Origin of the sequence: Nitratireductor aestuarii, from assembly GCF_014641695.1 — a bacterium.
GTDB classification, from domain to species: Bacteria; Pseudomonadota; Alphaproteobacteria; order Rhizobiales; family Rhizobiaceae; genus Chelativorans; species Chelativorans aestuarii.
On the sequence record NZ_BMIF01000007.1, the window covers coordinates 160,822 to 173,387 of the forward strand.

Consider the following 12,566-nt stretch of genomic DNA (forward strand, 5'->3'; position numbering starts at 1 on the left):
GCAACACCTCAGGGACGCAGGCCGGTAACCTGCAGCAGACCCTTGCGCTTGGCATCATAGTAATAGCCACGGGAATAGAAGCGAACCGCCTGATCCTCATTGCCGCCGGCCGTCAGGTAGGCGCCGCGAAGGTACTTTACCGCGTATTTCAGGTTGGTTTCAGCATCGAGCAGGCCGTGCGGAGCGCCGGTATAGCCCATGGTGCGGGCGGTATCGTGCCGGATCTGCATCAGGCCCCAGTAGATCTTGTTGCGGGCGGTCGGATCGAAATTGCTCTCGCGCTTCACGACGCGGCGAACGAGCGATTCCGGAACCTGGTAGTGTGCCGCATAGCGGGAGATCAGCGCATGAAGCTCAGGGCTGTTGGCAGCGACAGCCTTGCCGCTCGGCGCAGGCTCAAGTGCAACAGTAGCAAGCGGAGCGGTGTTCTTCTGCTCGGCAAAGGCGTTCACCGGCACTTCCGAAGCCTGGACGGCAAGGCTGGGGCGCGGCGTGGGGAGAGCGGATGTCACGGATGCATCGAGCGAAGCGACGGCAACCTGCTGGGACGTTTCTGCTGCATCCACCGCGGCAGCTACGCGATCATTGGCGGCAGCTTCGGCAACCGCCTCAGCGACAGCCCGATTTCCCTCACCGGACTTCGCCACATCAGCCTGAGCAACCACCAGGTTTGCCTGTGGTGCAGCTGCGTCAGTCTCAGCGACCTTGGTAGCCTCGGTCTTGGCAGCCTCAGGCTTGCGCGCCTTGGCAGACTTGTTGCCCGGTGTGGCTGCAGCGGTTTGGGAAGGTGTGGAAGCGCTTTCCTTCACGGGAAGATCGGTCGCGATCACATCAAGACCACCCGTCGTACTACTGCACGCACCTAGAAATGCACTTACAAGCGAAATCACAGCGGCGCGGCAATAGAATGTACGAGGCGTCAAACCGTAGCTCCCAAATCGTTTCCCCTGCCCGGCGAAATACGTCCGGGTGAATCGGTTTTTAACCTGTTCAAAGTTTTCCCTGCAAGCCCGCACAAAATGGTGCGCGGCAGGGTGCTCTCTGTAACAGGCAAATCAACTCGCCCCTTAACGTGGCAACGCCAATTTATGGCAGATGTTCGCCCCATTCTTGAATTCACTTTCTGCTAACCATCTTTAACTATAGTCATCCTGCACCCGAGAAGACCACGGGACGCGAGCTAAATCACTGATTTTACTGTATGTGAAACGGATAGAGACGATGGGCTACAGCCGTACGGACAGTCTCAAGCTACGCCTAACCGAGCGCGAGCAGCTTGCCTCCGCAGTGCAGAAGTTAATGGCAGCCGGAATCGATGAGGACCTCATCCCGACTCATCTCGTCCGCGCTTTCTATGTCGACATGGACGAGCTGAACTCGATCCTGCGCGCGACGGCGCAGGCAGAGCGGGATCACGCGGCCTCTATGGACGCGCTGCTGCAGCAGTCAGCCTAGCTTATCCTGACGCGATCCGCAGCCAGTATCCGAGGGTCACGCATCGGCACATGACGAGGCTCAGCGGCAACGCGCTCGAGCCAGGCAGTGACCGCCGGATAATCGCCCAGGTTGAACCCGCCCACCTCCGCATCGTGCGTATAGGCATAGAGCGAGATGTCGGCGGCGGTCAGCGCATGGCCAACCAGGAACGGCGTCTTCTTCAGCTGCTGTTCCATGACGCTGAGCGCGTGATTGCCGCCGGCAAGGGTCTGGGCCAAACGCTCGGGCGTGGCCTGCTCTGCCCGCTCAGGATAGGTCTTCAGCGCACGGCGAACCGCGACATTCGGCTCGTGGCTGTATTGTTCAAAGAACAGCCACTGGTAGAGCTTCGCCCGGTCGTAGCGATCCTCGGGTATAAAGGGCGATCCGTCGGCCAGATAGAGCAGGATCGCATTGGACTCTGCCAGAAACCGGCCGTCGTCCAGTTCAAGCAGCGGCACCTTGCCGATCGGGTTCCTGGCCAGAAATTCAGGGGTCCTGGTCGAGCCATCGCGTGAGCTTGTGGCGATGTGCTCATAGGGAAGGACCAGTTTTGCAAGCAGCAACCGCACCTTATAGGAGTTGCCGCTGTCGATCATGCTGTAGAGTTTCACTGGCTCATCCCTCCGCTATCATTGCGGAGGATAAGTTACGCGGGCCCAGGCAGCCAATGAGTAAATCTGATGCGATTGATCAGCGCTGTTGAGGCATGTCACGCTGGCCGCGCGCCGTCGAGATGAAGCGTACGACGTTCTCGCTGCCTGACAGGAGCGCTGCGAGATTGACAGGCGACATGTCCATCACGACACCCGCCTGGCGAGCCGCGCGCAGCAGGCTTCCTTCAAGCAGGTTCGCGCCCATGTCCACCGCGACGCGGAGCTGGTCCGCCGTCTCGATGCCGGTGATCAGAACCTGCCGCCCGTCCCGCTGCAGGCGCTCGACGATCGATGTCATCAGGCGCACCGCAATGGGCACGCCGGCGAGCCGCGCGAACATGCTGCTTTCCAGCTTCACCACTTTCGGCCCCAGCGTCTCCAGCCGAGAAAGCGAGGCCTGCTCGGTGCCGAAGTCGCTCAGAGCAGTCTGGAGTCCACGGAACTTCAGTTCCAGCGCGATACTGGTGAAGATGTCCTCCGTCACCTCGTTGCCAACCGCAAAGTAGACCAGCGAAGGCTCGACCCAGACATCGGCAATCGCCTGGACGAGCGCATCCATGCAGGCCACCGCCGTCTCGGTTCTCCGGTAGACCGGCGACTCGAAGCTTACGAGCATCGCCAGGCCATCGATGCCGAGGTTCAGATAGTTGCGCATCGGCAGGAGACCGCGCAGCGCGGCAACCATGGGTTCGTCGTCGGTGTCCGTGCTGGCGCGAAAAGCCTCGTCCGGGAATGGCTTGCTGCCAAGCATTGCCTGGACACGCCCCTCAACGCCCCACGGCACAGCCGCCTCCCTGCCCTCGCGCAGGAAGATCGGATGATAGATCGTACGCAGCCGGAAATCCCCGTAGAGGCCCGTCTCAAGACCGACCTCGTCCACGTGGATTGCATTCAGAATATCGTCGGGAAGGAGCCTGCCAGATGCCATCGTCAGCACCACGCCAATCGCGAAAACTCCGAGCAGCTGAAAATGCCGAAAAAGAATGAGTAGGGCTTCATGGTCAGATCGGTCTTAATTTCAATCATTCCACTATGCCACCGAACAATTGACCCTGCGTTAATGCATTGACCTCTTAACAGACACTTGCGGTTTTGCCCATGATCATACATTAAGGCGTCGTCCGCGAGCAGGCACATTTCGCGGCGAGCGTAACAATCCCTATGGAGCTCCTTATCATGGCTTTCCTTGCCGATGCCCTCTCACGTGTGAAGCCTTCTGCCACCATCGCCGTTTCCCAGAAAAAACGCGAGCTGGAAGCACAGGGTCTGAAAGTGATCGGCCTGGAGATGGGCGAGCCGGATTTCGATACGCCTGACAACGTCAAGGAAGCAGCGATCGCCGCAATCCGCCGGGGTGAGACAAAGTACACGCCTGTCTCGGGCATCAAGCCGCTGCGCGAAGCCATCGCCGCCAAGTTCAAGCGCGAGAACAACCTCGACTACGACTGGACGCAGACGATCGTCGGCACCGGCGGCAAGCACATCCTGTTCAACGCGCTGATGGCGACGCTGAACCCGGGCGATGAAGTCGTCATCCCCTCGCCGTACTGGGTGAGCTACCCGGAAATGGTCGCGCTCTGCGGTGGTACCCCGGTGTTCGCCCAGACGACGCTCGAAGACAACTTCAAGCTGAAGGCTGAGGCGCTCGAAGCTGCGATCACGCCGAAGACCAAGTGGCTGATCCTGAACTCGCCGTCGAACCCCTCAGGCGCTGCCTACACGGGCGACGAGCTCAAGGTGATCGCCGACGTGCTGCTGAAGCATCCGCAGGTCTGGGTTCTGACCGACGACATGTACGAGCACCTGATCTACGGTGACTTCCAGTACCGCACGATCGCCGAGGTGGAGCCGAAGCTTATCGACCGCACGCTCACCATGAACGGTGTGTCCAAGGCCTACGCAATGACCGGCTGGCGCATCGGCTATGCTGCTGGTCCGATCGAGCTGATCAAGGCCATGGACAAGATCCAGAGCCAGCAGACCTCGGGCACCAGCTCCGTTTCCCAGTGGGCTGCCGTCGAGGCGCTCAATGGACCGCAGGACTTTGTGGCCAAGAACAAGGCGATCTTCCAGTCGCGCCGCGACCTGGTTGTCTCCATGCTGAACCAGGCTACCGGCATCAACTGCCCGACGCCGGAAGGCGCGTTCTACGTCTACCCGTCCTGCGCTGGCCTGATCGGCAAGAAGACGGAGAGCGGCAAGGTTATCGAGACCGACGAAGACTTCGTGACCGAACTTCTCCTGAGCGAGCAGGTTGCCGTCGTTCACGGTTCCGCCTTCGGCCTTGGACCGAACTTCCGCATCTCCTACGCCACGTCGGAAGAGCTGCTGGAAGAGGCCTGCAAGCGTATCCAGCGCTTCGCTGCGTCACTGCGCTAATCTTCGCAAATTCAGAAACGAGCCGCCCGGGAGCGATCCCGCGGCGGCTTTTTCTTTGCCTCTCGGAAGCTCTTCCTTTTCCCGCTTGCTCTCTTTCGCCCGTCATGGGACGATAACTGCAAGGATGTGCCACAGAAGCACCCTCGGAATGTGCGACGGCTGAAGGGGCCGGCCGCCGCTCGGCTAACGCTGGAGAGGAGGTCGTCGGCATGGAAAACCGTGCGAGCACGAGATTTACCGGGCCCAAATGCATTGCCATTGTGGGCCCCTTGGAAAGCGGCAAGAGTACGCTTTTCGACGCAATTCTAGCCCGGACCGGCGCACAGGCGCAGCCCAACGGCAACCAAGCATCCCCCCGATCAATGAGCACAGAGGCAAGTTTCGCCACAACAAGTTTCATGGGCGAGAGCATGACCTTCATCGATTGTCCCGGCTCGGTGGAATTTTCCCAGGAAGCTCCGCCTGTGGTTGCTGCCGCTGACGTGGCGGTGGTGGTCGCAGACGCAGATGACAAGAAGCTGCCGCAGCTGCAGCTGATGTTGCGGGAGCTGGAGGCGCTTGGCATTCCGCGTATCCTGTTCCTCAACAAGATCGACAAGAGCTCGGCTGGCGTACGCGAGACGCTGAAGACGCTGCAACCTGTCAGTTCTACCCCTCTCCTGCTCCGGCAGATCCCGCTGCGCAAGGATGGCATCGTGGTCGGATCGATCGATCTCGCCCTCGAGCGGGCCTACATCTATCAGGAGCATGCACCAAGCGAGATCGCTCCCATTCCAGACGAGGAAAAGGCGCGGGAAATTGAGGCGCGCTATTCCATGCTCGAGACGCTCGCCGATCAGGATGATGTCCTGATGGAGCAGCTGCTGGAGGAAATCGAGCCACCCAAAGACGCAATCTTCAATGATCTGGCTGCAGACCTCCGCCAAGGTTCCGTCACGCCTGTGCTGATCGGGAATGCCGAGAAGGGCCATGGTGTCCTCCGCCTCCTCAAGGCGCTTCGGCACGACGCTCCGGATGTCACGGCAACCCGCGAGAGGCTGGGCGTCGAAAGCAATGGCTCCGCGTTGATGCAGGTGATGAAGACTCTGCACACCGGCCACGGCGGCAAGGTTTCCATCGCCCGCGTGCTCGCCGGTCAGGTGAGCGACGGGACGGAACTCGGGTCGATTGGACGTGTCTCCGGCATCTACAGGATGAACGGCAAGGAGCAGACCAAGGTGCCGTCGGCTGCGGAAGGCGAGATCGTCGCGCTCGGCAAGCTCGATCGCGCCAATACCGGGGATCTGCTCTGCTCCGGTAAGAACGCCGTGGAGCGCGTCATCGAGCTCAAGCGACCGGATCCGGTGTTCTCCATGGCGGTGCGTCCCACCGACCGCAAGGATGAGGCAAAGCTGTCAGTCTGCCTGCAGAAGCTGATCGAGGAGGATCCGTCGCTCGCCATCATCCAACGGCGGGAAACGGGCGAGACGCTGCTTGCCGGCCAGGGCGAAATGCACCTGCGGAACGCCAAGTCGATGCTTGAAGGCCGCTACCAGATCAACGTCGACATGCGTCCGCCCGTCGTGCCCTATCTGGAGACGATCCGTCGCGAGGTGACGCAGCGCGGGCGGCACAAGAAGCAGTCGGGCGGTCATGGCCAATTCGGTGATGTCGTCCTGCAGATCAGCCCCCTGCTCCGTGGCAGCGGTTTCGAGTTCACCGAGACCATCACTGGTGGCGTAGTGCCGAAGCAGTACATCCCCTCCGTGGAGACCGGCGTGCGTGAAGCTCTGCAGCGGGGTCCGCTTGGCTTCCCCGTGGTGGACATAAAGGTCAATCTGGCCGACGGCTCCTATCACACGGTCGACTCGTCGGATATGGCTTTCCAGATGGCAGCGAAACTTGCCATGCGCGAGGGACTGCCGCTTGCAGGTCCGGTGCTGCTCGAGCCGATCCTGAAGGTGCAGGTGGACACACCATCCGAGGCTACCGCGCGTGTGACCGCGATCCTGTCGCAGCGGCGCGGCCAGATCATGGGCTTCGAGACGCGTACGGACCTTGCCGGTTGGGATGTTGTCGAGGCGCTCGTACCGGAAGCCGAGATGGGCAACCTCATCATCGAACTTCGTTCGGCCACCGCCGGAGCTGCCACGTACCGTGCGCAACTCGACCATATGGCTGAGTTGACCGGACGACTGGCCGATGATGTGCTTGCTGCTCAGGGGAAGACAGCTGCCTGATATTGAAGAACGGACATCTGACGGTCGCAATTCCGGACGGAAAACCGGTGCCCACTTTTCCTGAAATTGCTTCAGGCAAAAAAAGAGCCGGATCAAATGACCCGGCTTGAGTTTATTGGAGTGCCGTTAGGCAAAACCTCCAGAGGGGAACACTCGCGGAGGAAAATGGGAGGAGAACACCTCCGTGAGTGCCCCTCATATGGGCTCGATCTGATTAAATAACAAGCACTAGGTTGCGCAATTCAGCCATGCATTTTTGCATTAGAATGGAAAAGCACCGAGCTAGCCATGCGATTTTGATGCAAAAATATTATGTTTTATTATATACTTAGCGAACATTAGAGGAACCGGTGTCTTAGCTTTCTGGCAAAGGAAAAATCGTTGTTTACGGTATTTTCCTGCGTCAGAATGACCAGCTGCGCGATTTCGAAATGAGAAAATCCCGAAAAACTTGCAGCTTTGCCTGATTTTTCATCGCATCCGGATAGCAGAAATAGGTGTCGAAGGACGGTACTTCCGTCTCCGGCATAACCTGGACCAGCCCGCTGTTTTCGTCGACTACGTAGTCCGGCAGGATGGCGATGCCGGCGCCACGCTGGACGGCGAGCTTTATGGCAGGAATGCTGTTGATCTGCAGCGCGGTGGGGCGCTTCGAACCCTCAGGGCGACCAGCCGTCTCCAGCCAGTTCATGTCGCTCAGGTGCGGCGGAACCGTCTCGCCGAAGATCACCAGGCGGTGACGGTCAAGGTCATCGACGGAACTGGGCTTGCCATAGCGACTGATATAGGACGGCGCGACATAGAGGTGGAAGTGCACCGTAAACATCTTGCGCTGGATCAGATCCGGCTGCTGGGGCTGGCGCATGCGGATGGCGCAGTCGGCCTGGCGCATCGTCAGATCGAGCTCGTCGTCATCGAGGATCAGCTGCAGCTGGATGTCCGGATAGAGCTCGCCGAACTCCGGTACACGCTCGGCCAGCCAGCCGGTGCCAAGACCGACCGTGGTGGAGACGCGGAGCGTGCCGGACGGCCGGTCCTTGGTCTCGGAAAGGCGCATCTTGACGCTCTCGAGCTTCATCAAGACTTCATGCGCGGTGCGGAAAAGGATCTCCCCCTGCTCCGTCAGGACGAGGCCGCGGGCATGCCGGTGGAACAGCGGAACACCAACTTCCTGCTCCAGCGCGCCTACCTGGCGTGAGATGGCCGATTGAGAAAGGTGCAATACCTCTGCAGCATGTGTGAAAGAGCCAGCCGAAGCGGCCGCGTGAAATACCCTAAGCTTATCCCAATCCAACGCCTGTTTCCCTCTGTGATTATGGCGAACGTCACGCGTCTATTGCTGACTTTCTAGTGACGTCCTGCTTCTTGTTTGTTGCTGTTGCCAGATGCCGACTGACCCATCCAAGCGCAAAATGCTTTCAACCGGCATCCGCTGAGGCAATGATTATTCTGCTGCTTCCCGTACCGTTTCCACCTCGGCCAGATATCGCTCGACTTCCAGGGCTGCCATGCATCCCAGGCCTGCAGCAGTGACCGCCTGACGGAATACATCGTCTGCCACGTCGCCCGCAGCAAAGACGCCCTCGACGCTGGTGCGGGTGGAGTTCGGTTCAGTCCAGAGATAGCCGCCGGGCTTCTGCTTCAGCTTGCCCTCGAAGAGGTCGACCGCCGGAGCATGACCGATCGCAACGAACACACCATGGGTGGAAAGTTCAGTCAGCTCGTTCGTCTTCACATTCCTTATGCGAATACCGGTGACGGACGGCGGCAGCGGGGCGCGACTGGTGTCACCCACGATCTCCTCCACGACGGAGTCCCACAGAACCTCGACATTGTCCTTCTGCAACAGGCGCTCCCGCAGGATGCGCTCGGAACGGAACTCGTCACGGCGGTGTACGATGGTGACCTTGCGCGCGATGTTGGCGAGGTAGAGCGCCTCTTCGACAGCCGTGTTGCCACCGCCGACGACGATCACGTCCTTGCCGCGATAGAAGAAGCCGTCGCAGGTGGCGCAGGCTGAAACGCCGTAACCCATGAAGGTCTGCTCGGACGGAATGCCGAGCCACTTCGCCTTCGCACCCGTGGCGATGATCAGCGCGTCGGCGGTGTAGACCGTGCCGGAGTCACCCGTGAGCCTGAACGGACGCGACGAAATGTCAGCGTCGACGATCAGGTCGTGCGCGATCTCGGCGCCAACGTGCTCGGCCTGCTGGCGCATCTGATCCATGAGCCAGGGACCCTGAATCGGCTCGGCGAAACCCGGATAGTTTTCCACATCCGTTGTAATCATCAGCTGACCGCCCTGCTCCAGACCGGCCACGATAAGCGGCTTCAGCATTGCGCGTGCTGCATAGATCGCCGCCGTGTATCCCGCCGGGCCCGATCCAATAATGAGGACAGGAGCGTGACGCGTTGTCATGTTTTTGTTCCTTTCGCACGGGTTCTAGCGGGCCGCTATCAGTTAAGTATTCCACATCCTCTGTTACAAGGCGTGGCAAGGAAATCCAATAGTTCTGGCAGAAGGTAGCATGCGCGTGCATAGCTGTGGAAAAGCCGGTTGCGCGGGGCTTATTGGCTCGGGGCTCCACATGCCTTAGCTTCCGGAACTGAACAAGGATAGATTCGCCCTGCTATGCAGGAAAAGTGAGGCTTCTATGCCGTTGAAGGCCGATCTGGACGCCATCGACTGGAAAATTTTGAAGGAACTGCAGAACAACGGGCGAATTACGAATGTCGAACTTTCACGCCGGGTCGGGATCTCCGCTCCGCCCTGCCTGCGCCGGGTGAAATGGCTGGAAGAAAGCGGCATCATTCGTGGCTATCGCGCACTTCTGAACAGTCCTGCTCTCGGGTTCGACGTCGTGGCCTTTTGTCTCATCGGCCTGAACCATCAGTCTGAAGCCGAGCTGAAGATCTTTTCCGAGAAGGCGAAGGCCTGGCCGATCGTGCGTCGCGCCTGGATGGTGTCGGGCGATTCCGATTTCATCCTGCATTGCGTGGCGCCTGACCTCATCACGTTCCAGACCTTCGTGATTGATCAGCTCACCTCCACGCCGAACGTGGATACCGTGCGCACAGCGCTCACCATTCGCCAGGTCAAGGATGAGGGACTGGTGGCGATCGACTAGATCTGAGAGGGCTAAACGCCCTCACAGTAAGGAAGGTCGTATTTAACAATCAGCCGCTGCCGGATACCGACCCATGTGCCGATCCGGTTCAGGCCTGAGTAGAGTTCGCGGAGGACCTTCTTTCTGCGCTTAAGCCGGCCCTTGAACTTCCTGTTGCCGATGTTTTCGATGTAGCTCTCGGGTCCCTCGATCGTATCGGGCGGCAGGACGTAGCGTTCCTGGGTGCAGATTGCCGGGACCATCTGATAGATCTGCAGGTCGTGGAAAATCGGCGAAACGACGTTGAACATGACCTCATCGACCGGAGCCGTGAAGATTTCGGTCTCTTTCAACAGCCGAGCAGCCACCGTCCTGCTCAAGATGTAACCGCCGGCGCAATAGTGGTTGAAGCACAAGCGATGAAGCCCTGTTCCTTCCGGCAGGGCGATCCGATGGCGGTCGATGAAGGTTGCAAAGGGCGCTGCATCGAGCTTCACGATATCCGCATCGGCAGGGATCCAGTCGATGTTCTTCAGCAGTTCGGCAGCGCGGGGGCTGACCAGAATGTCATCCTCAAACACTGCTCCGAATTCTGAAGGTCCATCGGCGATAGCCTGCCAGCACAGCCGGTGGCTCATGAAGCAGCCGACCTCTCCACGCGACAGCAATCCAAAGGTGCCAGCCTCGGGTTGATAGCGCTTGATCTCCTCGTCCGACAGCTGTGCTCCATCCACACCCGCGACACGGATGAATTCCAGCCCGAGCTGTGCAAATTCCCCGTTCATACGCTGAAGGCGTTCAGGTGCGCGGTCCAGATTGATCAGGTATGTATGCAATTATGAGACTCCAAAGGGTAGTGCGACAACCCACGCACTAGCGGGAAGTCGACGCCTCACCGCGATGCTGCCTGGACAGTTTCTTCATAATGCTGCGATGGCGGAATCGGCTCCACTCGCGCCAGATTTTTTCAGAAAGGCTCTTCCTGGCGTGAATGGTGGTCCCACCGAGCTGGTTGTGGCGCGCAACGATAGAAACCGGGGCAACCCCACAAGGATCAACGCCGGTCAGCCAGAACATCTGAACCAGTACATCAATGGGTCTGTCGAACATTTCCGAATGTGCCAGCAAGCGCTTTGCAGCCTCATAGGAAATCAACTGGGCCTGTGCGCCCAGCATGACAATCTCCGGGCGCAGGATGCGGACATTTCCATCGGCTGCCACCCCGGTCATCCTGCCCTGAGGCTCCCGCAGTCCGAACTGTATGTACTGCGGGGAACCATCGCAAAGGGTCTTGGCCAGCTTCAGCGCTTCTTCAAACACTTCCGGCACAAGGCTGACGTCATCCTCGATGACGAGACCTGCATCGAGCTTACGATCGACGATCTCGGCCCAGGCCTTTCGATGCGAAAGGAAACAGGCAACTTCAGTCGGCCTCAACTCAAAAGGATAAGTGGGCTGCAAGAGGTTTGGCCGATAGGATGCGTTCAAAGCCTGGGGAGACATCGCCTTCCCATCCACCGCATCCAGGATATGAGCAGGCAAAGGCGCCAGCTGGCGGATCAATTCATCCACCTGCGGCCGCCGGGCCTCTGCTCTCTTCAGGTGGATGATGAAAGCTTCGATCTTCATTTCGCCTGCCAGAGTCCGTTGTAGACATCGAGGATTTTCGCAGCCTCACCTTCCAGGCGAAACTTCGAGCGGATCAAGTCCAAGGCTGCTTTCGAGGCCCTAGCAAGGCGGTCCTCGTCATCCATCCAGCGCGCAGTCGCTGCCACCATGGCTTCCAGCTCGTCAGGGGGGATGATCTCACCTGTGACACCGGGTTCGATCAGCTCCGAAAACGCACCAACGTCGGCAGCAACAACCGGCACGCCGGTCGACATCGCCTCAAGCGGCGTCAGGCCGAAGCCTTCCCAGCGCTGCGGCGCCACGAACAATGACAGGACGCGATAGTAGTCGGGGATGTTCTTCTGCTCACCGAGAAACCGGATGCGATCGCTGAGACCAGCCGCTTCGATGCGGGCGCGCAATTCCGCCTCGAACGAAGCATGGTTCGGCGTCGTCCGTCCGGTGATGATGGCGGTCCAGCCCGGACGCTGCGGCAGCAGACAGATCATCGTGTCTACGAAGAGGTCGGTGCCCTTCTGATGACGCACACGGCCGAAGCAGCCGACGTATTTCTGCGCGGGATCAAGACCCACGGCGCTGATCGCTTCCGCCTTGTTTGCAGGCGGCGAGAAGCGCTCAACATCCACGCCATGCATGATGACCGTGTTGGGCACCTTCAGGTAACGCGCGGACTTGTTGCTGGTGGCAATCACCGCGTCCATCCGCCGGATCAGCCAGCGCGTGTAACCTGTATGATGGCGCTGCGAAGCGGAGGTGAAGACGAGCTTCAGCGGTGCTCGAAAGAGGTATTTGAGCAGGATGCCTGCGAGCATTTCGGGATTGCGCCGCGCATGCCAGATCCGGAAGGGCCTGCCTTCCGGGCGCAACAGCAGGCCGGGGACCTGCCACCACTTCAGCTTCGGAAGGTTTGAGGGAAGCCCAGGGCCGAGCGCGGCAATGCCGATCATGCGCGCCTGAAGCGGCAGCAACTGGATTATGGTGCTGGTGACGCCGGACAGCCGCTGCTTGAAATTGGTAGCAATGACATAGATCCGGCGCACAGCAGGCGTGCCGGAAACAGGTTCTGCTCCCCTCACGCCCGCCTCGCCTTCAATGTTCAT

The 12,566-nt window shown here is 59.6% G+C and carries 12 protein-coding genes; 4 read left to right on the forward strand and 8 right to left on the reverse strand.

Features of this window, described 5'->3' with window-relative positions:
- Positions 1–8: 8 nt before the first annotated feature.
- The gene (locus tag IEX27_RS12675) at positions 9–923 is read right to left on the reverse strand and encodes a transglycosylase SLT domain-containing protein (RefSeq protein ID WP_308642616.1); all 915 of its coding nucleotides are present in this window, start codon (positions 921–923) and stop codon (positions 9–11) included.
- 298 nt (positions 924–1,221) lie between these two features.
- Here IEX27_RS12675 and IEX27_RS12680 point away from each other — a divergent pair, with 298 nt between their 5' ends.
- Positions 1,222–1,455: a hypothetical protein gene (locus IEX27_RS12680; RefSeq protein WP_188721423.1), complete on the forward strand. Its 234-nt coding sequence runs from the start codon at positions 1,222–1,224 to the stop codon at positions 1,453–1,455.
- On the opposite strand, the gene IEX27_RS12685 is transcribed toward IEX27_RS12680, so the two are convergent.
- Together IEX27_RS12685 and IEX27_RS12690 are read right to left on the reverse strand one after the other, a co-directional pair.
- Positions 1,452–2,090, reverse strand: coding sequence for a glutathione S-transferase family protein (locus IEX27_RS12685; RefSeq protein ID WP_188721424.1), 639 nt, complete (start codon positions 2,088–2,090; stop codon positions 1,452–1,454). The genes IEX27_RS12680 and IEX27_RS12685 overlap by 4 nt on opposite strands.
- Before the next feature lie 79 nt (positions 2,091–2,169).
- Positions 2,170–3,060, reverse strand: a complete 891-nt coding sequence (locus IEX27_RS12690) for an EAL domain-containing protein (protein WP_188721425.1) — start codon at positions 3,058–3,060, stop codon at positions 2,170–2,172.
- Between the two features lie 248 nt (positions 3,061–3,308).
- Between IEX27_RS12690 and IEX27_RS12695 the strand changes: the two genes are divergently transcribed.
- A complete protein-coding gene (locus tag IEX27_RS12695; RefSeq protein ID WP_188721426.1) occupies positions 3,309–4,511 on the forward strand; it encodes a pyridoxal phosphate-dependent aminotransferase in 1,203 nt (400 codons plus the stop codon).
- Between the two features lie 209 nt (positions 4,512–4,720).
- Complete coding sequence (locus tag IEX27_RS12700; RefSeq protein ID WP_188721427.1) at positions 4,721–6,730, forward strand: elongation factor G; 2,010 nt, start codon at positions 4,721–4,723, stop codon at positions 6,728–6,730.
- A gap of 403 nt (positions 6,731–7,133) precedes the next feature.
- Here IEX27_RS12700 and IEX27_RS12705 read toward each other — a convergent pair whose 3' ends face one another.
- Together IEX27_RS12705 and trxB are read right to left on the reverse strand one after the other, a co-directional pair.
- On the reverse strand, positions 7,134–8,024 hold the full coding sequence (locus tag IEX27_RS12705) for a LysR family transcriptional regulator (protein ID WP_188721428.1): 891 nt from the start codon (positions 8,022–8,024) through the stop codon (positions 7,134–7,136).
- A 150-nt stretch (positions 8,025–8,174) separates the two neighbouring features.
- The gene (gene trxB, locus IEX27_RS12710; RefSeq protein WP_188721429.1) at positions 8,175–9,149 is read right to left on the reverse strand and encodes a thioredoxin-disulfide reductase; all 975 of its coding nucleotides are present in this window, start codon (positions 9,147–9,149) and stop codon (positions 8,175–8,177) included.
- A 235-nt stretch (positions 9,150–9,384) separates the two neighbouring features.
- Here trxB and IEX27_RS12715 point away from each other — a divergent pair, with 235 nt between their 5' ends.
- Entirely contained in the window at positions 9,385–9,858 is a 474-nt protein-coding gene (locus tag IEX27_RS12715) for an Lrp/AsnC family transcriptional regulator (RefSeq protein ID WP_188721430.1), read from the forward strand.
- A gap of 11 nt (positions 9,859–9,869) precedes the next feature.
- Here IEX27_RS12715 and IEX27_RS12720 read toward each other — a convergent pair whose 3' ends face one another.
- The 3 genes from IEX27_RS12720 to IEX27_RS12730 are packed head-to-tail and all read right to left on the reverse strand — an operon-like array spanning position 9,870 to position 12,566.
- Positions 9,870–10,673: a glycosyltransferase family 25 protein gene (locus tag IEX27_RS12720; RefSeq protein WP_188721431.1), complete on the reverse strand. Its 804-nt coding sequence runs from the start codon at positions 10,671–10,673 to the stop codon at positions 9,870–9,872.
- A 37-nt stretch (positions 10,674–10,710) separates the two neighbouring features.
- Positions 10,711–11,466, reverse strand: coding sequence for a glycosyltransferase family 25 protein (locus IEX27_RS12725; protein ID WP_188721432.1), 756 nt, complete (start codon positions 11,464–11,466; stop codon positions 10,711–10,713).
- Positions 11,463–12,566 carry a glycosyltransferase family 4 protein gene (locus tag IEX27_RS12730; protein WP_188721433.1) on the reverse strand — a complete coding sequence of 368 codons (1,104 nt, stop codon included), beginning with the start codon at positions 12,564–12,566 and terminating at the stop codon, positions 11,463–11,465. Before IEX27_RS12730 ends, IEX27_RS12725 begins: the two co-directional genes overlap by 4 nt.

Coding starts and splice junctions, on each gene's coding strand:
- IEX27_RS12680 (WP_188721423.1), top strand. CDS start 1,222: ATGGGCTACAGCCGTACGGACAGTCTCAAGCTACGCCTAACCGAGCGC.
- IEX27_RS12690 (WP_188721425.1), bottom strand. CDS start 3,060: ATGGCATCTGGCAGGCTCCTTCCCGACGATATTCTGAATGCAATCCAC.
- IEX27_RS12695 (WP_188721426.1), top strand. CDS start 3,309: ATGGCTTTCCTTGCCGATGCCCTCTCACGTGTGAAGCCTTCTGCCACC.
- IEX27_RS12700 (WP_188721427.1), top strand. CDS start 4,721: ATGGAAAACCGTGCGAGCACGAGATTTACCGGGCCCAAATGCATTGCC.
- trxB (WP_188721429.1), bottom strand. CDS start 9,149: ATGACAACGCGTCACGCTCCTGTCCTCATTATTGGATCGGGCCCGGCG.
- IEX27_RS12715 (WP_188721430.1), top strand. CDS start 9,385: ATGCCGTTGAAGGCCGATCTGGACGCCATCGACTGGAAAATTTTGAAG.
- IEX27_RS12725 (WP_188721432.1), bottom strand. CDS start 11,466: ATGAAGATCGAAGCTTTCATCATCCACCTGAAGAGAGCAGAGGCCCGG.
- IEX27_RS12730 (WP_188721433.1), bottom strand. CDS start 12,566: ATGAACATTGAAGGCGAGGCGGGCGTGAGGGGAGCAGAACCTGTTTCC.